The organism is Peribacillus sp. Aquil_B1 (assembly GCF_022603275.1).
Classification (GTDB): Bacteria; Bacillota; Bacilli; order Bacillales; family DSM-1321; genus Peribacillus.
The window spans coordinates 201,527-220,056 of record NZ_JAKXEE010000003.1; the positions used below are offsets into that span (position 1 = coordinate 201,527).

17 protein-coding genes are annotated in these 18,530 nt (G+C 41.6%); 5 read left to right on the forward strand and 12 right to left on the reverse strand.

The window, feature by feature from the left end; genetic code table 11:
- Positions 1–63 precede the first annotated feature (63 nt).
- From MPH60_RS19145 to MPH60_RS19190, 10 genes are all read right to left on the reverse strand, one after another.
- The gene (locus MPH60_RS19145; protein WP_241593182.1) at positions 64–1,107 is read right to left on the reverse strand and encodes a fatty acid desaturase; all 1,044 of its coding nucleotides are present in this window, start codon (positions 1,105–1,107) and stop codon (positions 64–66) included.
- A 285-nt stretch (positions 1,108–1,392) separates the two neighbouring features.
- Positions 1,393–2,100, reverse strand: coding sequence for a response regulator (locus MPH60_RS19150; RefSeq protein WP_241593180.1), 708 nt, complete (start codon positions 2,098–2,100; stop codon positions 1,393–1,395).
- Entirely contained in the window at positions 2,097–3,689 is a 1,593-nt protein-coding gene (locus tag MPH60_RS19155; protein ID WP_241593178.1) for an ATP-binding protein, read from the reverse strand. The genes MPH60_RS19150 and MPH60_RS19155 overlap by 4 nt, the downstream gene beginning before the upstream one ends.
- A 78-nt stretch (positions 3,690–3,767) precedes the next feature.
- A complete protein-coding gene (locus tag MPH60_RS19160) occupies positions 3,768–5,294 on the reverse strand; it encodes a tripartite tricarboxylate transporter permease (protein ID WP_241593176.1) in 1,527 nt (508 codons plus the stop codon).
- Between the two features lie 18 nt (positions 5,295–5,312).
- Entirely contained in the window at positions 5,313–5,768 is a 456-nt protein-coding gene (locus MPH60_RS19165) for a tripartite tricarboxylate transporter TctB family protein (protein ID WP_241593174.1), read from the reverse strand.
- A gap of 56 nt (positions 5,769–5,824) precedes the next feature.
- The gene (locus MPH60_RS19170; RefSeq protein WP_405390663.1) at positions 5,825–6,844 is read right to left on the reverse strand and encodes a Bug family tripartite tricarboxylate transporter substrate binding protein; all 1,020 of its coding nucleotides are present in this window, start codon (positions 6,842–6,844) and stop codon (positions 5,825–5,827) included.
- Between the two features lie 162 nt (positions 6,845–7,006).
- Positions 7,007–7,933 (reverse strand): AEC family transporter, encoded by a 927-nt coding sequence (locus MPH60_RS19175; RefSeq protein WP_241593170.1) that lies wholly within the window; start codon positions 7,931–7,933, stop codon positions 7,007–7,009.
- Positions 7,934–8,088: 155 nt separating this feature from the next.
- Complete coding sequence (locus MPH60_RS19180) at positions 8,089–8,961, reverse strand: LysR family transcriptional regulator (RefSeq protein WP_241593169.1); 873 nt, start codon at positions 8,959–8,961, stop codon at positions 8,089–8,091.
- 138 nt (positions 8,962–9,099) lie between these two features.
- Entirely contained in the window at positions 9,100–9,858 is a 759-nt protein-coding gene (gene fdhD, locus MPH60_RS19185; protein ID WP_405390661.1) for a formate dehydrogenase accessory sulfurtransferase FdhD, read from the reverse strand.
- Positions 9,859–9,952: 94 nt separating this feature from the next.
- The gene (locus MPH60_RS19190) at positions 9,953–10,315 is read right to left on the reverse strand and encodes a DUF2294 domain-containing protein (RefSeq protein ID WP_241593165.1); all 363 of its coding nucleotides are present in this window, start codon (positions 10,313–10,315) and stop codon (positions 9,953–9,955) included.
- A 334-nt stretch (positions 10,316–10,649) separates the two neighbouring features.
- On the opposite strand from MPH60_RS19190, the gene fdhF reads away from it, so the two are divergent.
- Both fdhF and MPH60_RS19200 read left to right on the forward strand, forming a co-directional pair.
- Positions 10,650–13,589, forward strand: coding sequence for a formate dehydrogenase subunit alpha (gene fdhF, locus MPH60_RS19195; RefSeq protein WP_241593163.1), 2,940 nt, complete (start codon positions 10,650–10,652; stop codon positions 13,587–13,589).
- 19 nt (positions 13,590–13,608) lie between these two features.
- The gene (locus MPH60_RS19200; RefSeq protein WP_241593161.1) at positions 13,609–14,085 is read left to right on the forward strand and encodes a DUF1641 domain-containing protein; all 477 of its coding nucleotides are present in this window, start codon (positions 13,609–13,611) and stop codon (positions 14,083–14,085) included.
- A gap of 117 nt (positions 14,086–14,202) precedes the next feature.
- Here the strand turns inward: MPH60_RS19200 and MPH60_RS19205 are convergent, their stop codons facing one another.
- Together MPH60_RS19205 and MPH60_RS19210 are read right to left on the reverse strand one after the other, a co-directional pair.
- Complete coding sequence (locus MPH60_RS19205; RefSeq protein ID WP_241593159.1) at positions 14,203–15,201, reverse strand: nuclease-related domain-containing protein; 999 nt, start codon at positions 15,199–15,201, stop codon at positions 14,203–14,205.
- A gap of 242 nt (positions 15,202–15,443) precedes the next feature.
- Positions 15,444–15,875, reverse strand: coding sequence for an Lrp/AsnC family transcriptional regulator (locus tag MPH60_RS19210; protein WP_076368227.1), 432 nt, complete (start codon positions 15,873–15,875; stop codon positions 15,444–15,446).
- Between the two features lie 167 nt (positions 15,876–16,042).
- On the opposite strand from MPH60_RS19210, the gene MPH60_RS19215 reads away from it, so the two are divergent.
- The 3 genes from MPH60_RS19215 to MPH60_RS19225 all read left to right on the forward strand — a co-directional run bounded on the left by MPH60_RS19215 (position 16,043) and on the right by MPH60_RS19225 (position 18,518).
- Complete coding sequence (locus MPH60_RS19215) at positions 16,043–16,624, forward strand: beta-class carbonic anhydrase (protein WP_241593157.1); 582 nt, start codon at positions 16,043–16,045, stop codon at positions 16,622–16,624.
- Positions 16,625–16,658: 34 nt separating this feature from the next.
- Positions 16,659–17,108 carry a cyanase gene (cynS, locus tag MPH60_RS19220; RefSeq protein ID WP_241593155.1) on the forward strand — a complete coding sequence of 150 codons (450 nt, stop codon included), beginning with the start codon at positions 16,659–16,661 and terminating at the stop codon, positions 17,106–17,108.
- 129 nt (positions 17,109–17,237) lie between these two features.
- The gene (locus MPH60_RS19225; RefSeq protein WP_241593154.1) at positions 17,238–18,518 is read left to right on the forward strand and encodes a purine/pyrimidine permease; all 1,281 of its coding nucleotides are present in this window, start codon (positions 17,238–17,240) and stop codon (positions 18,516–18,518) included.
- Positions 18,519–18,530 lie beyond the last annotated feature (12 nt).

The following is an 18,530-nucleotide window of genomic DNA, read 5'->3' on the forward strand; positions in this document are numbered from 1 at the left end:
GAGTTTCATCAAAAAACCATCCAATGGGAATCGAATGGTTTTTTGATGAACAATTTATTTTTTTTACAGACTTGGGCGATCATTATTAATTTCCATTTTTGATTTTGTTTCATTTAGACGTTCCTTAATCTCTTTAAAACTGACAAACGTCTTGTTTTCACCATCATAAAGGCGGAAGCGAAGTGATTTTAAACTTGAACGAATGGTGATTGTCGTTGCCTGCTGCAAAGGCAGGGTGGATTCATGGACTTTTTCCAGATTATAGTTTGGCACTCTTGGGCTAAGGTGATGCACATGGTGAAAGCCGATATTACCAGTTACCCATTGCAAAACCTTTGGAAGTTTATAATAAGAACTTCCATCGATGGCAGCCTTCACATAATCCCATTCAGATTCCTCTTCGAAATATGAATCTTCGAACTGATGTTGTACATAAAACAGCCAGATGCCCAATGATCCCGATATAAAAAGAATCGGTACCTGAATCATCAGGAATGCCTGCCATCCGATAGCGAGGCATAAAAGACCATATATCGCTGCGATTGCGGCATTAGTCAAATGCGTATTTCTGCGTTCTTTCTTTTTAGCGCCTTTTTTATTAAGACGGTTCGATACAAGGAATAGATAGAATGGACCCAATCCAAACATGACGATCGGATTTCTATATAAACGGTATGCTAGACGTCCCCAGAATGAAGCGTCCACATATTCCTCAACGGTCATGACCCAAATATCTCCTGTACCGCGTTTGTTTAAATTACTGCTCGTTGCATGATGTATGGAATGACTATGCTTCCATTGCTCATACGGAAATAATGTGACGATTCCACTGATCGTACCCAGGATGTTATTCGCTTTTCTGCTTTTGAAAAACGACTGATGACAGCAATCATGGAAGATGATGAAAATCCTGATTACAAACCCTGAAGCCAGTACGGCAAATGCAAGGGTCAGCCAGTATGAGATGGTTAAGCTCTGATAAGCTAAAAACCACAACAGGAAAAATGGCGGAAATGTATTTATGAGCTGTTTCACGCTTGATTTAGTATTGGATTTTTCAAAAGGGGCAACATCTTTTCTCAATTGTTTTTGATGATGATGACTCATGATTTCCTCCTCTAAAAATATAGGAATGGAGTGTTTAAATGGATTGGTTATGCCTGCATCTCTTCTTTAAGTATAGGAATAATAACCGATTTTCTATAGTCATAAACGTCAAATCCCTGCCATGACACTTGTCATATACTTGTCTGTTTCGACACTTTTCACATGTATTTTTTCCTCATTCACCATTTTTACACTTAAAAAACGATGAGTTCCCATCAATCTGATTCCAAGAAAAAGCCTTACATTTATTCAAATAAAAAAAGATCCGCCGCTTGGCGAACCCATTCATATCTTGATGGCATAAACACGTTCAGGACGCCCCACCGTGCCATATGTTAAATCGGCATCAATTTTTTCCTCTGACATCAAGTGCTCCAGATAACGCCTTGCCGTTGTCCTGCTCACACCGATTTCCTTTGCCACTATTTCGGCCGTTAACCCCGGGGAGGATTTCCCCAACACAACCATCACCTTCTCCAAAGTCATCCGATCGATCCCTTTTGGCAATGAAGTTTGTTCCCGCTCTTTTTCTTTCATTTCCTTTCGCAAAAGCTTATCCACCTGTTGCTGTGTTACGGGAAAATTGCCCTTTTCCAATTCAGACAGTTTAATGTGATACTCTTGATATCGGAGTAGGGACTGCTTGAAACGTTCAAATGCGACAGGCTTGATAATATAATCAAATATGCCGATCTTGATGGCTTCCTGGACTTTTTCGATTTCTTTAGCTGCCGTAATCATGATGACATCCATTTGTTTGCTTTGCTGCTTGATTTCTTTCAGGATATCAAGCCCATTCATATCCGGAAAATACATGTCGAGAAGCAATAGATCCGGCTGCATGATTTCAATGAAGCTTTTAGCTTCGTCATAGCTTGAGGCGATCCCGATCGTTTGAAAACCCTCAAGCTTTTCAATGAATCGCTTTTGTATTTCGGCAATCCGCAGGTCATCTTCTACGATTAAAACTTCTATATCGCGATTGGCCATCATGAATTCACCCCTCTGTTTTTTGGCAGTGCTACAGTAAAAATCGTATATTCCCCTTCTTTCGTCGAAAAAGTGATATACCCCCCTAATCCTTCTATTGCTTCCTGAACAAGACCCAAGCCTATACCTGAATTGGTTTGATGGCTTTTCGTCGTAAAGCCGTTCTGGAAAATCAGTTCAGTAACATCTGAATTCATCCCTTTTCCATTATCTTCAACCTCTATGATCAACTCTTTACCCAAGTCCGTGACAAACAACGATACCCTTTTTTCCTCCCTATCGTTTTCCCGTACAGCTTCGAAGGCATTATTGATGAGGTTGCCGATGATCGTCACTAATAAATCCCGATCTATTTCAGACGGAATATCTTTAAAACTGCTCTCTCTATCAATGGTAAAATCAATTTTCAGCTCGCTCGCTAAACTTACCTTCCCTAAGATGAACCCAGCAATGATCGGATCAGGGATTTCCTTCATTAGAAAGTGAATGAAGCCTTGGGTGACATCGACTTCCTTCGATATGAAGTCCATCGCTTCTTTATATGAACCGAGTTGAATCAGGCCTAGCAGAGTATAGAGCCGATTCGAATATTCATGCGTCTGGGCCCTCAGCCCCTCTGCATATGCCTTTACATGTGACAGTTCCTGAAGGAGATTCGATAGTTCCGATTTATTTCTCAAACTTGCAACGGCACCGATGATTTCACCCTGTCCATTCAAAATGGGAATCCGGCTTGCCAAAAAAACTTTACCGTCAATCATGAATTCCTGATCATACTCGGCCCGTGCCGTGCTGACTACATCTAGCAAATGTGTATGCGTTATGACTTCTTCGATTTTTTGCCCACGAAGCATGACTTCCTTAGGGATATGAAGGATTTTATGCGCCGTTTCATTGACGACCGTGATTCTCCCATGAACATCAATGGCAATGATGCCTTCATGAATGGATTCCAAAATGGCATGCTTCTCTTGAAACATCCAGGCGATCTCATTCGGCTCCAGACCCAATATCGCCTTTTTTATATTGAATGAAATGAAAAAGGCAATCAATAAACCGCCGATTAATATAAAAGAGATGATCCAGACAATCTTTCTTTGTATACTGGACACTTCTTTCTCAATATCATCCTGAAGGTAGCCAACAGAGACGACTCCAATGACTTTTTCATTTGCGATTATCGGGGATTTCCCTCTTATGGAAGGACCCAATGTCCCAGTGGACTCCGTGATGATGGATTTCCCATCCCACACTTCGGCGTTATCCCCCCCTACCATTTTCCTCCCGATCATGTCGGGATTTGGATGGGACAGCCGAGTTTCATTCTCATCGCCTATTACTATGAATTCCGCATCGATCTGCCTGCGAACCCTTTCCGCGATGGGCTGGATGATTACGGAAGGATTATCCGTTCGAAAAGCTTGTTTAATTTCAGGCAGCAAAGAAATGGTCTGGGCAACCGACAATGCTTTTTCCCCTGTTTCCTGCTTCAGGTTATTTTCCAGGATATTTATAAAAATAACTTCAAAGATTCCACCCATTAAGATGATTAACGTACAGATGCCCAGCATCAACTTGGTGTGTAAACGCATTCAATCACCTCTACTTACATCATATAAAAAAAAACCCCTTTAAAAAAGGGGTTTTTCACAACATTCAGAAAATAACAATTAACCTTCGACATTGATGACAACATCCTTCCCTCTCTTCTTGAGTAAAACCGGGATGAGCAGCCATAATGCCGTTATGATCAGGAATGTCAGGGAAAGCGGCCGAGTGAAAAACAAACTGTAATCCCCATCGGATATCGTCAGGGCCCTGCGCATATTGTTTTCTATCATCGGTCCTAAAACCAGTCCTAATACCAACGGTGCGATTGGATAATCATTTTTACTTAAGAAGTATCCCAAGACCCCGCATCCTAGTAATAGCAATAAATCATAAGTAGATACTTGTACCGCATAAACGCCAAAAATGGAAATCGCGATAATGATCGGAATCAAATATTTCTTTGGCGTTTCTATGATTTTCGCAAAAACCTTAACGAGCGGGAGATTAAGGATGAGCAGCATCAGATTCCCGATGAACATACTGGCGATAAGCCCCCAAGCCACCTGAGGATGGTCTTCGAATAATAATGGACCTGGCTGAACATTGTACATCATGAGCGCGCCCATTAAAATCGCCGTTGTACCGGAACCCGGAATTCCCAACGTCAATAAGGGAATCATCGCTCCGCCAGATGCCGCATTATTGGCCGTTTCAGGTCCAGCCACCCCAGCGATCGCACCTGTACCAAATCTCCAAGGTTTTTTTGAAATCCGTTTTTCCATAAGATATGAGAAGAAAGAAGCAAGAGTAGCCCCTGCACCCGGCAGGATCCCTACAAAGAAACCTAAGAGCGAACCCCTCGCAATGGGACCCGCGGATTCCTTGAATTCTTCTTTGGAAGGAATCAAATTTTTGATCTTTGCAATTTCCCCGTCATCCTCTTCTTTTTCCAAAATTGTCTTGAATACTTCTCCAAGTGCGAATAGACCGACTGCGATCGTCAGGAATTCGACCCCTTGATACAGCCAAGGAATGTCGAATGTAAAACGGGCGATCCCGGATACATTATCGATGCCTATCGTCCCGATCAACAAACCGCAAACCGTCATGATCAGTGCCTTGGTTACGGATTTTCCCGCGAGGCCGCTGACGGCCGCCAACCCTAGAAGCATGAGCGAAAAATACTCCGCCGGACCGAATTTAATCGCAATCGTCGATAATGGCTGGGCCAAGGCAATCATGGCGATAAGGGTGACGATCCCTCCGACGAAGGAACCGATTGCTGAAATCGATAAAGCACTCCCGGCCCTTCCCTTTTTCGCCATTTGGTAACCATCCAATGTGGTGACGACAGAGGAAGATTCGCCAGGTGTATTCAATAGGATTGAAGTTGTCGACCCTCCATACATCGCTCCATAATAAACACCTGCAAGTAAAATGATGGCGCTTGTTGCCGCTTGCTCTGGCGGAAGTCCCCCCGTTATCGAAGCGGTTACCGGAATTAAAAGAGCCACGCCGCTCATCGGCCCTATTCCCGGCAAAACGCCGACGGCCGTACCGATCAATACTCCGACAAATGCAAAAAGGATGTTATACCAAGTTAGTGCTGTTTCAAATCCATGCATCAAATAATCAAAAGTGCCCACTTCACATCCCCCTTCCTTTTATGAAAACCAGATTGGCCAACCCGGCAATGTTCCCTTTAAAACATTCACGAATAAATAATAGATGATTCCGGAAAATCCTGTGGAAATGATGAGCGATGTCACCCACTTATTCCGTTCCATCGTTTGAAAGCAAACAAACAAAAAGAGAAAGGTCGTAATGACATATCCTATCGTTTCCAATGTCAAAATATAAATCAAGGTGGAGAGGAGAATGATGATAAAAGGTTTATATTCCAGCTTTCCCTTACCCGATTCCTGCACCTTGCTCCGAAATGCCTCATAGAACAGGCGAATACTTAAAACAGCAAGAACGAGCCCCAATACAAAAGGGAAAATGTCCGGTCCTACCGAACTTCCATAAGAAGAACTGGCCAGCTTCCTGCTTCCTATCATGAACAGCACTCCGACAGCCAGAAAGGCTACAGATGCAAAGCGATCAAATTTAACATCCATCACAATCCCTCCATTTCAGAAAATAAGAAGAAGGTGAAAGCACCCCCTTCTTCCGATTATTTTTCCATGCCTAAAGCTTCTAATAATTGCTGCACCTGTTTCTCCTGTTCTTTTAAAAACTTGCTGAATTCTTCACTATTTTTATATTCTTGTTCCCATCCTTGAACTTCCACTTCCTTTTTCCATTCAGAAGTTTCAACTAGCTTTGCAATGGTTCCGTCCCAAAATGTTTTCGCTTCACCAGACATATTCTGAGGTCCAAACACGCCTCTCCAAATCGTGAATTCAGCATCGACACCCTGTTCCTTTGCCGTCGGTATGTCTTTAAGATCGCCACCCAAACGTTCAGTCGAGGTTACGGCCAACACTCTAATCTTCCCTGCTTTTAAAAATTCCCTGACACTGGATGCATCCGTTCCGATCACATCTGCATTACCGCCAAGCAATGCCGTAATCGCTTCCCCGCCCCCGTCGTACGAAACGTATTTAAGTTCAGTTGGATTCAAGCCATATTCATAGGCTGGAAGAATGGAAATCAAATGATCCATGGATCCAGGAGCCGATCCTCCCGCAAAGGTCAACTTACGCGGATCTTTCTTCACCGCTTCCAGCACTGATTTCAAATCCTTGAATTCGGAATCCGCCTTTACCACTATCGCCCCATAATCCTTTGTCAGCTGCGCCAAAGGGGTCGTATTTTTATATCCATAAGGACTGTTGCCTTCTTTTTTAAGGTTATTGATGATGACAGGCGGTGAATTCACGAACAGCATGTCATTGTTATCCGCTTGCTGTGTTGCATAATCCGCCATGAAGACTGCGCCCCCGCCACCAGGTTTGTTTTCGACGGTCAATGGCTGGTTCACCAGTTTTGTCTCGCTCAAAACCTTTGTAAATGAACGGGCGGTTAAATCCCATCCCCCGCCTGCACCCGATGGAGCAACGACCGTTATGGCCTTTTTCGGATAGCCTGTGCTTTCTTTCTTTTCTCCTGATGTATCCGAACTGCTGCATGCACCTAAACTTAAAGCTAACGAACCCGCCAATATGACCGCTGAAATCTTTTTACGAGAAATCATAATAATCCTCCTTTTGAAAGCGTTTTCTTAATTCTACAAAAATATCTCCCTTTTCTTTGATTATTAACCTAAGATGCATAAATTCCATAACCTCTATAATGTTCATAAAGTTTTATCGGGAAACATGGGAAAAAGGCCCGCCCATTAAGAGCAGCCCTGCTAGAATAGTATTTTTGATAGATATACGACCATCGTTACCGTTATACTGCTGAATAATGTCGACATCAAGACTGCCTGTGCCGCATACTCCGGATGGTTGTCATATTCCAAAGCGAATAATGCGCTGTTTCTCGATGTTGGAAATGAGCTTGCGATAAATAATCCTTGGGCGACAGTTCCTTCCAGGCCCAGCAGGAGGATGATCAGGAATGCGATGGATGGCGAGATTATTAACCGGCCAATCAGGCTAAGGATAAGCGGAAGCGGAAATTGCGTTATTTTCAAATAGGCACTCTGTGCACCCAATGTAATCAAGGCAATGGCTATGAAAGCACTCGCGATATTCTCAATCGGGGTCCATAAGAACAGCGGAATGTCGAAAGAAGCGGAATGTAATAGAAAACCGAGTAATAAAGCGTAAATGACGGGGTTCTTCAGAAACTCGCGAATGGCGCCCTTCGCACTTTTTGTATGGACGGAAACGGAATTCATCAATCCATAGGTATAGGTCAACAGGTTTTGAAAAATGATCACGATGACTTGGATCGACAGGCCAAGAGGATTCCCATTAAAAACCATCTGACTGACGGGTAACCCGAAATTGGCTGAGTTATTCAGGACTACACTATTTTTAAACGTGGCAGATAGACTTTGATCAAACCTGGCAAGTTTAGCAATCACTGTACTCACGATGATGAGGCTTACTGCTTGAAGAGCAAGGAAGCTGAATATCTGGACGATCATCCCCCCGCCCATTTTACTTTGATAGATATTGACAAAGCTAATGGCCGGCATGAGCAGGAAGTGATTCAATTTAGACAGTGTATTCATATCCAACTTGAATTTACGATGCAGGATGGCTCCAGCCCCTATTAGGAAAAAGACCGGCACAATGACATTCAATACGATTAGAAACAGGACACTCATTTGACTTCCACTCCATTCCTTAGGCAAATTCCTGATGATTTACATCTCCCATCTATCATAATCCCGGGATAACCATAGTTAAAATACCAATAAATTATCGTTATCCATTCAAAAAAGGTATGACAAAAAAAGCACAGAGATTTCTGCGCTTCCAGTTAAATATCACTCATGAAATCGACGCCTTTGACAAATTCGACAAACGCTTTGACCAGTTTTAATTCCAGCGACTTTTCATGATATAACATCCACGTATTCCTGATAAGGGGATTACCTTGCTTATCCTTAAGGTCCATTTGACGGAGATTTTGGTCTTTCTCCAATAAAACACTGGGGAGGATGCCATAGCCCAGGCCATTCTTGACCATTTCTTTGCATGTATCACCTTTGTCCACTTCCATCCCAACCAAAGGCGGTCCTGAAAAATTGTCTCTCCACCAATTATCGATCATCGTTTTCAAAAAAGCATCCGTCCCATAATCGATCCTCGGCAGGAAAGGCAAGTCCCAGACTTCGATTCCTTCCTTGGAAGCAATACAAATCGTTTCCTCAAAAAGATGGTGCCTTGATCCTGCCCATTGATAGTCGCCTCGAACGATTCCTACATGCACCTCTTCCTTGTAAATGAGGTCCAGTACTTCTTTACTCCAACCGGTTGTCACATGGAAATCCACTTTAGGATATCGCTCACGAAATAATCTCAACAGGCCAGGCAATTTATGCAGCGTGATATAATTGGAAACACCCAGCCTTAATGTCCCGCTGATCTCCTGACCCATATTGAACGCTGTCTCTTTTATCTGCCGGAGCCTGATCAGCATCTCATCTGCACAGAGGGCCAAATATTCCCCTTGAGGCGTGAACTGCACTCCCCTTGTTCCCCGCTCCACAATCTTTAGATTGAACTCCTTTTCTATTTGTTGGATTCGTTTCGTTAAAGAAGGTTGCGATATATATAGACTTTGCGCCGTTTTAGTAATGTTCTTATGCTCATGCAACACCTTTAAAATATGCCAATCCCTTTCATTCATAACCCTTCCCCCGATACGCATTTCCTTGAATGTGTTATTCAAACTGTACCACAAAATGCCTGTTGATTTACAAGTGCAAAAAAGCCCAAGCCATGTTGGCAAGGACTTTACGATAAGTACCTTTTAAGCGAATGATGCTCATTCATTCAATTGAATTCTTTCAGGGCATGTGTAGATATTCATTGAATCATTACGGATGAATCCGACCGTGGTGATTCCCAATCCTTCAGCCAACTCCAAGGCCAATTCGGTTGGAGCGGATTTCGAGAGTATCAGTTCACAGCCGATTTTCGCCACCTTCAAGAGAATTTCCGATGAAATCCGGCCGCTGAACACGATAGCTTTTCCTTCTATTGAAATACCATTCTTCAGGCAATGGCCGTATATTTTGTCCAATGCGTTATGCCGTCCGATGTCCATCCTGCTTAATACGAGGCCATCGACATCGCATAAAGCGGCATTGTGGACTCCGCCCGTGTTCTGGAAGGTGACGGCTGAATTTTGTAAATCCTTCATCAAGCGGAAGCAGTCATCAGGAGTCAGTTTCACCGAAACATGATCCATTTTCTTGGCAGTCAATGCATCATTCACAAAGACGAAACCTTGTCTGCTCATTCCGCAGCAAGATGTAATATACCGCTTATTTTGAAAGTCCTGGAAGTAGGGATTCACTTTATCTGTCTTCACATGAACAAAGCCTTCTTTTTCCTGGACCCAGATTTCTTTTATCTCATCATATTTTTTGATGATGCCTTCCGAAGCCAAATAACCAATCACCATATCCTCGATATATTCAGGTGTACAAACCATCGTGACGAATTCCTGGCCATTTATTTTGACAGTGACGGGATACTCCGTTACGATCGTATCTTCCGTCCGCTCGATGTTGCCTTTCATTATCCGGATGATGTCCCTCTTGCTTTCAATCGCTTTCATGTTCCCACTCCTTTTACTATCCAGGAGCCAATTGACCAATATGCAAGGAACATGGTCAATGCCCGTTGAGTTTGTCCGCTATATCCTTATCAAATACGAATACGGAAATCGCTATGTTCTCTTTAATTTTGATGTCTGAAAACAAATGGAGCAGTTTAGCTCCAACTAGTTCTTCCATTCCATCAGGAGGACTCTCCGAATACACATCCTGAACCATTTTGGTTCGTGCAGAATGGACCATATCCCTTCCTTCCTCCGATCTTGATATGAACATTTCCGTAGGAGTCAAATTTCCATATAACGTGGAAACGGCCATATTTTCCACGAAAACCGTGTGTATGCGTTCTGGTCCTTTACCGAATAGTTCCTTGCGCAGCTTACGAATCATATCATTGAATTCATGGATAACTTTTGACACCGTTGCGTCACTCCAATTCAAGAAAATTAAGTTCTCAATTTTCTTATCATAAATCAACGCGAAGAAAAACGAAAGGAATTTGGGAATGATACCCTCTTTCCAGGATTGTTTCTTGTTAAAATTAAAGGTATAATATCAAAGAGGAAAGTTGGGAGCATAATAGTGTACTGTTGTGTCCTATCTTTTTTAAAAATTATCCATTATGGTATGGATTGGTATATTGGCAAGCTTTGCTATTAAACTATTCCACCATGACCTACATTTCCGTTCAGAGACGGAGGTGTAATCATGGTGGTTTTTTTGCGTCTTTTTGGCTATAAAAGGGGGAAATATTATGAGCGATTCAAACATCACCATCAAAATCAACGGGAACGATTATACCGCTAATGAAGGAGCGACAATACTGGAGGTCATCAACCAAAATGAGATGGCTCATCCACAGATTTGTTATGTTCCTGAAGTGGATCCGATCCAAACATGCGACACATGCATCGTCGAGGTTAATGGGAAACTCGTCCGATCATGTTCGACAAAAGCAGTGAGCGGCATGGATATAGCCTTGGACTCAAGCAAGGCAAAAGAAGCCCAAACCGAAGCCATGGACCGGATCCTGGAAAACCATTCTTTATACTGTACTGTATGTGATAATAATAACGGAAATTGCAAACTGCATAACACAGCAGAATTAATGGAAATTGAACACCAAAAATATCCTTATACACCGAAAGTGGAATTGGGTGCCGTCGATATGTCCCATCCATTTTACCGCTACGATGCCAATCAATGTATCGCATGCGGGCAATGTGTTGAAGTTTGCCAAAACCTTCAGGTCAACGAGACGCTGTCCATCGACTGGGAAGCGGAACGCCCAAGGGTAATCTGGGATGAAGGAACGGAAATCAATAACTCATCTTGTGTAGGCTGCGGCCAGTGTGTAACCATTTGTCCATGTAATGCATTAATGGAAAAATCGATGCTGGGTGAGGCTGGTTTCATGTCAGGTTTGAAAAACGATATGCTAGAACCAATGATAGACCTTGTCAAAGAAGTGGAGCCTGGCTACAGCGGGATTTTTGCCATTTCGGAGATCGAAGCGGCAATGCGTGATACACGGACGAAGAAGACAAAAACGGTCTGCACGTTCTGTGGGGTAGGATGCACATTCGAAGTCTGGACAAAAGGCCGTAAAATCCTTAAAGTCCAACCTACTCATGAAGCACCCGTCAATGCGATATCCACATGTGTCAAAGGGAAATTCGGCTGGGACTTCGTAAACTCGGAAAAACGTTTGACCAAGCCATTGATTCGGAAAAATGGTAGATTCGTTGAATCAAGCTGGGATGAAGCACTTGATTTGGTTGCATCCAGACTTGGTTCGATCAAACAGCAATACGGCGGGAATTCAGTAGGATTCATTTCCTCATCAAAGATCACGAATGAAGAAAACTATGTAATTCAAAAACTGGCACGGCAAATGTTCGAAACGAATAACGTCGACAATTGCTCGCGTTACTGTCAATCCCCGGCAACAGACGGACTGTTCCGTACAGTCGGCATGGGCGGAGATGCCGGTACGATCAAAGATATCGCCGCAGCAGGTCTTGTCATCATCGTTGGGGCTAACCCTGCAGAAGGCCATCCCGTACTGGCGACACGCGTCAAACGGGCACACAAGCTTCACGGACAAAAACTGATCGTAGCTGACATCCGCAAAAACGAAATGGCCGAACGCTCCGACATCCATATCAGTCCAAAACAAGGAACGGACCAAGTTTGGTTGATGGCGGTTACAAAATATATGATCGATCAAGGCTGGCATGATCAAGAATTCATCAATGAAAATGTTAACTTCTTCGACGATTATAAAGAAGTACTTGAGAAATATACCCTGGAATATGCAGAAACATACACAGGTATTTCAAAAGAAACATTGATCCAAATAGCTGAAACCATTCGCGATGCTGACGGAACATGCATTCTTTGGGGAATGGGAGTTACACAAAACACCGGTGCTTCCGATACTTCGGCTGCAATTTCCAACCTGCTATTAGCTACAGGTAACTACCGTCGCCCAGGGGCGGGAGCTTATCCGCTTCGCGGCCATAACAATGTACAGGGCGCTTGCGATATGGGCACCCTTCCAACATGGCTTCCAGGATATCAGCATGTTACCGATGACGTGGCACGTGCTAAATTCGAAAAAGCTTATGGAGTGAAAATCGATGGCAAACCAGGCATGAACAATATTGAAATGCTTAAAGCGATAGAAAAAGGCGACATGAAAGCCATGTATCTTGTAGGTGAAGATATGGCACTTGTTGATGCAGATGCCAACCATGTTGATAAAGTGTTATCCGGATTGGACTTCTTTGTTGTCCAGGATATTTTCCTTTCAAGGACAGCCCAATATGCCGACGTGGTATTGCCCGGAGCTCCATCTCTTGAAAAAGACGGAACGTTCACCAATACGGAGCGCCGTGTACAGCGTTTATATAAAGCCCTTCCCACTATGGGAGATTCTAAGGCGGACTGGGAAATCACTCAGGAGATCGCAAACCGCTTAGGTGCAAATTGGAACTACACTCATCCTGGTGAAATCTATGATGAAATGGCAAGCTTATCACCGATATTCAGCCAAGCGAATTACGAGGTGCTGGAAGGATGGAACAGCTTCCTGTGGGGAAGCCATGATGGATCAAGCACGCCGCTTCTTTATGTGGATGGCTTCAACTTCCCTGATAAGAAAGCACGCTTTGCACTGGCTGACTGGGTGGAACCGCATAAATTCCCGGAAGAATATGACCTTCATATCAATAATGGGCGCATGCTGGAACATTTCCATGAAGGCAATATGACGAACAAATCCAACGGAATCCAATCGAAAGTACCTGATATTTTCGTTGAAGTTTCACCGGAACTTGCCAAAGAACGTAAAGTCAGTGATGGCGGACTCGTTCGCTTAGTGTCTCCATTCGGGGCGGTTAAGTTAAAAGCCCTGATCACAGACCGCGTTAAAAATAATGAGCTATTTTTACCGATGAACTCCGTCGATAAAGACTCTGCCATCAACTTCCTGACTGGTCCTATCTATGATCAACGCACAAGCACGCCCGCTTACAAGCAGACGATGGTCCGCATGGAAGTATTAAGCGCGAGCGGAGACATTCCATTACCGGGTACAAATCCACGGAACAAAAAACGCCATCCTCAAAATGGTGTCGAGGTTGAACGTAAGTGGGCCCGTCCAGGGTATGTTCACTTAACGGATAAATAAAACAAGGAGGGTGAAGATCATGGCAGCTCCTATTACGGAAATCCATAATCCCATTACTGAGGAAGAGATAAAGCTACAAAAGCTGGAAGAACTTAAAACGCTGTTCACCGATAATGAAGATGCCTTAAACAATATGTTTAAAATCGTCAATGAACTGAATGACTCAGGAGTATTCGAAGCCGCGACCTCCATGCTTCAAGGAAAAGAACAAATTGCCAAAATCGCACTTCAACAAGTCACAAGGCAACCTGTAACAAACCTGATCAATACCCTTATGGGAGCAACAGGAGCCTTGATGAACGCCGATGCCGCACAATCCACGAAACTGCTTAACAGTGCACTTGCAGGAATCGATGAAGGAAACAAATTCCTTCAGTCCGATAAGAAGATCGGCGTTCTGGATTTAATGAAAACATTGAATGACCCAGACATAAACCGGGCAATCGGCTTTGGCGTCCACTTCCTTAAGGGCATGGGTAAGGAATTAAAAGAATAGAAACGGAACAAAGACTCAAGAGAAGCATCTTTTGAGTCTTTTTTTTCATGTTTGACGCTATTGAATAATGCAAAATTCGCTTAGAACTCGCCTGCTGAGGGCCCGATCACCTAGAAATCACTCATCAAAATACAAGCTGTACACCCTCCCCTTATTCGCACCACCGCTTGTCAGATTCAATGAATGCAAAATCCTCGTTGCACTCGATGAAGACGAAATGTTTAAAAAGTCCCTCAACTGCCGATTCGTTATGGTCGATCCTATTAGATAAAAATAATCTCGTAAAGCCGGGATATGTGCTTTTTTACTGGATAGTTGGCATTGAGGGCAAATCCATGTGCCATGCCTTCTACATAACTGATTCACCTTGCAATTCTCACATATCACACCTTTTATTAGGTCCTTTTCGGTAAGGTTGTATCGTTCCAGAATGGAAAAGTCCGCATCGATGTGGAGTTTATTCATTACACGAACTGCCTTTTTCAAATCTTTTTCACTAAAACAGGTGTCTGTTATGAAGTCTTCCAATTGACTAATTTTATAAGGAAGTGCATCGCGATGGATAACTTTATAGTGGAGTTTATGGTTTCCAGGAGCCGTACGGATGATTGTTTGGGGATTACTGATCACAATTAAAGAGTGAATGGGAAGTGAGGGAAAGCCATTTTTCAAGAACCAATTGGTTAACTGTGATTCTTGACGGCTGACTTGTATGATGGGATCTGGAAATGCCGTTTCTTTTCCTTCGATCGTTCGAATCAGCTGGTTGAAATGCGGATCAAAATAGATGGCTCCTGCAATGTTCTTCACTTCAATGATAAGCGCATATTTCTTGGAGATTAATAGGGTATCCAGTTGAAAAAATCGGGATTGATCCTGCAGCCTTAAGTCGTGGAAGATGTAATAGTTTTTCGGTTCAAGAAAACTTAATGGAAAATCAATAGAACATTCCCCTTTATGGCCCGCTTCCCTTTTTTTGAGATCGTTCATGATTAAGGGGATTTTAGGGTGGTTCGGAGGGAGCCTGCCCGCTAACGCACGTAATTTGCGGATGGCAAGAGGAACATTTCGCTTTTTTACAATCAATTTCATCGCTCCAATCTTGGTTTCATCCAAAGGATTCTACGCCAGTAAGAAATAATCCTTTAAATGATAGCGATTGTACAATTTATCTGCGAAATCGGGAATATATCTTCGAAAATGGAGATTTATCTGCGAAAATGGAGATTTATCTGCGAATTTTACGATTTATCGATTTTTCGACAAAAACAACTAAAATTAAGCAAAAAAAAGCCTTACTACACACAAATTGTAGAAAGGCTCTGACTATTTAAGATGTTACTATAACCAAAGAAACCTTATTTTAACTTTCCTATTGATAGGTTAACACGATAATTCCCGTACTTTAATAGTCGTCCTAGAAAGTTATCCAATTCTTCATTGGAAGCAAAATGTGTTTTTAATAAATAACATCCCTCACCACTTACACGATGTACTTCAGAAATTCCTTCTTCTTCTTGAAAGAAATCCATAAACTCTTGATGATTAGCTGTTGTTACGAACAAAGTAACAAATGCTGTCACGATTTGTCCTAATTTGATTCGGCTTATTGCGATTGTATATTGTTCAATAATCCCTAAATCCTCTAATCTGCGAATTCGATTTCCTACAGCCTGCCCCGTCATATGTATTTTTTGACCAAGTTCTTTCCATTGTATTCTTGAGTTTTCCCCTAATAATTTCAGTATCTCAAAATCTGTTTGATCAATGATATAAACCAATCCTTTCATCGTGAAAGCAGAAAGCCAGAAAGTGTTTCGCCAACTTATTCTGCTTATCGATACAATTCACTATACTTAGTTTACCCTCTTATATCACATTATTTATTAGTTATATTCACCTATAACATAGAGGACGCAACAAAAAAATACATCTAGATTTAAAGGAGGTTACAAACATGTTATTACAAGAAATTTTATCGTACAATGAACAATTTGTACAAAACAAGGAATACATGCCATATGAAGCAACAAAAATGCCGCAAAAACGTATGGTTGTTGTCTCTTGCATGGATGCTCGTTTAATTGAGCTACTTCCCAAAGCTTTAGATTTACACAATGGTGATGCAAAAATCATCAAAAATGCAGGTGGTACGATTACCGATGCCTTCGGTAGTATCATGCGAAGTGTTGTAACAGCTGTATATGAATTAAATGCAGATGAAATTTATATTATTGGACACCATGCATGTGGTATGAGCCAAAGTAATCCAAAAGGAACACTAAAAAAAATATTAGATCGCGGAGTATCCACACCAGAAATTTTATCAGCTATTGAATATGCTGGAATTGACCTTGAAAAGTGGTTATTTGGATTTGATAATGTCGAAAATTCAATTCAAGCTAATATTGATTTAGTGAAAAATCATCCATTTATTCCAAAAGACGTTCCTGTACACGGTTTAGCTATTGATCCTCACACAGGTAAACTAGATTTGTTAGTTGATGGATATAAAGCATTAAATGGTCTGAAAAATTAATTATTATTACTCAAATGGAAGGAAGTTATTAGATATGAATAGAAAAGAAGCTACGCAAAAAATTATGGAAGCAAAACTTGCAAAAGGTTTAACATGGGAAGAAATTTCAAAGGTAAGTGAAAACTCTGAGACTTGGGTTGTAACAGCATTATTAGGACAAGCTACAATGACACGTCCAGAAGCTGAAAAAATGGCCGCACTACTAGAGTTAGATGAAGAAGTAGTTCAAGCATTAACGGTAATTCCACATAGAGGTGAAGTAATGCAAATGCCTCCTACTGACCCAATCTTATATCGATTATATGAAATGTTATTAGTGTACGGACCAACTATTAAAGAATTAATTCAAGAAAAAGTTGGCGAAGGTATTATGAGTGCAATCAATTTCGAACTAGGTGTGGACAAAGAAGAAGATCCAAATGGTGGTGACCCTCGTGTGGTCCTTACACTTAACGGAAAATTCTTACCTTATCGCAGATGGTAATCGATTAAAATAATCTATCTATATAATTAAAATAATTTTATAGACCTAAAAAATCCATCCTTTTTAATCTAACTGTATAGAAAGGGTGGATTTTTCCTATGAGAATCTTTTTCGGCAAAGGAGAATAATATGAATAAAAAATATTTTGATACCAGCTTTAGTATCCTACAGTGGTTTGTGTTTCTATTAGCAAATGCAATTGCATTGCCTATCATCATTGGTGGCATATTCCATTTATCAATAGAAGATATCTCAACATTAATGCAGCGAACTTTTTTTATTGTGGGAGTAAGTTCATTTATACAAGCATGGATTGGACATCGCTACCCCATTGCGGATGGTCCAGCCGGTTCATGGGTAAGTATATTTGTCATATTGGGACAAGTAGGTATGAATCAGGGACAGAGTGCAAAAGATGTATTACAACTTTTAGAAGGTGGATTGATTATTGCAGGTATATTACTCTTCATTCTTGGTATAACAGGGCTTGTCCATCGAATTCTACGTTTATTTACACCTTTGGTTACAGGAACTTTTCTTTTAATCTTAGCTCTCCAGCTTAGTGGTGTGTCACTAAAAGGAATGATGGGATTACAAGGAGCTGTAACTCATCCTGATTATACAACAGCTACTATAGCGCTATTCGTTTTTGCCATCATTACTTTCTTATCGATCAAAGGGAAAGGATGGATGAAAAGTTACGCTGTGTTACTTGGAATCTCATGTGGTTGGCTTTTGTATGCTGTATTAGGAAAATCATCACATATGCCTTCAAACACACCGTTAGTTAAGTTACCAGAGATATTTGCCTGGGGCATGCCTAGATTCGATATTGGAATGACTCTAACTGCAACTTTATTTACATTTCTTTTAGTTGCAAATACGATTGCCGCTATTTCGGCTGTAAAACAAGTGGCTCCGTTATCTAAAGAAAATGAAAAGCAAACACTGAACCGTGGTGTATGGGTCGGAGGTATATCACATGTTATTTCGTCGTTATTCTCTACAATTGGAATTGTACCATTACCTGCATCAGCAGGATTTATTCAACTAACAGGACAAAAAAAAGTGAAGACGTTCCTTATAGCAAGTCTCATATTAGCAGGAATTTCTTTTATCCCCTTAATTGTAAGCTTTATTTCCTTGCTGCCAGGTCCTATTGCTAATGCCGCACTTTTAGCAACATTTGTCCAAATGATAGGAATTTCATTTCAATCGATTTTACGTGAAGAATTAAATCAACGTCGTTTAACTATATTAGGAATTACATTATTAATCAGTTTGGGAATCATGTTTCTTCCAGAAAGTGCATTTAACGGAATTGCTTCTTCCTTACAATATGTTTTAAGTAATGGATTACTCGTGGGTACCATGATTGTCATTCTACTGGAACAGTTTTGGAAAGAGTAAAGTATTTATATA

Coding starts and splice junctions, on each gene's coding strand:
- MPH60_RS19145 (WP_241593182.1), bottom strand. CDS start 1,107: ATGAGTCATCATCATCAAAAACAATTGAGAAAAGATGTTGCCCCTTTT.
- MPH60_RS19200 (WP_241593161.1), top strand. CDS start 13,609: ATGGCAGCTCCTATTACGGAAATCCATAATCCCATTACTGAGGAAGAG.
- MPH60_RS19215 (WP_241593157.1), top strand. CDS start 16,043: ATGTTATTACAAGAAATTTTATCGTACAATGAACAATTTGTACAAAAC.
- fdhD (WP_405390661.1), bottom strand. CDS start 9,858: ATGAAAGGCAACATCGAGCGGACGGAAGATACGATCGTAACGGAGTAT.
- MPH60_RS19180 (WP_241593169.1), bottom strand. CDS start 8,961: ATGAATGAAAGGGATTGGCATATTTTAAAGGTGTTGCATGAGCATAAG.
- MPH60_RS19165 (WP_241593174.1), bottom strand. CDS start 5,768: ATGGATGTTAAATTTGATCGCTTTGCATCTGTAGCCTTTCTGGCTGTC.
- cynS (WP_241593155.1), top strand. CDS start 16,659: ATGAATAGAAAAGAAGCTACGCAAAAAATTATGGAAGCAAAACTTGCA.
- fdhF (WP_241593163.1), top strand. CDS start 10,650: ATGAGCGATTCAAACATCACCATCAAAATCAACGGGAACGATTATACC.
- MPH60_RS19225 (WP_241593154.1), top strand. CDS start 17,238: ATGAATAAAAAATATTTTGATACCAGCTTTAGTATCCTACAGTGGTTT.
- MPH60_RS19150 (WP_241593180.1), bottom strand. CDS start 2,100: ATGATGGCCAATCGCGATATAGAAGTTTTAATCGTAGAAGATGACCTG.
- MPH60_RS19175 (WP_241593170.1), bottom strand. CDS start 7,933: ATGAGTGTCCTGTTTCTAATCGTATTGAATGTCATTGTGCCGGTCTTT.
- MPH60_RS19210 (WP_076368227.1), bottom strand. CDS start 15,875: ATGAAAGGATTGGTTTATATCATTGATCAAACAGATTTTGAGATACTG.
- MPH60_RS19155 (WP_241593178.1), bottom strand. CDS start 3,689: ATGCGTTTACACACCAAGTTGATGCTGGGCATCTGTACGTTAATCATC.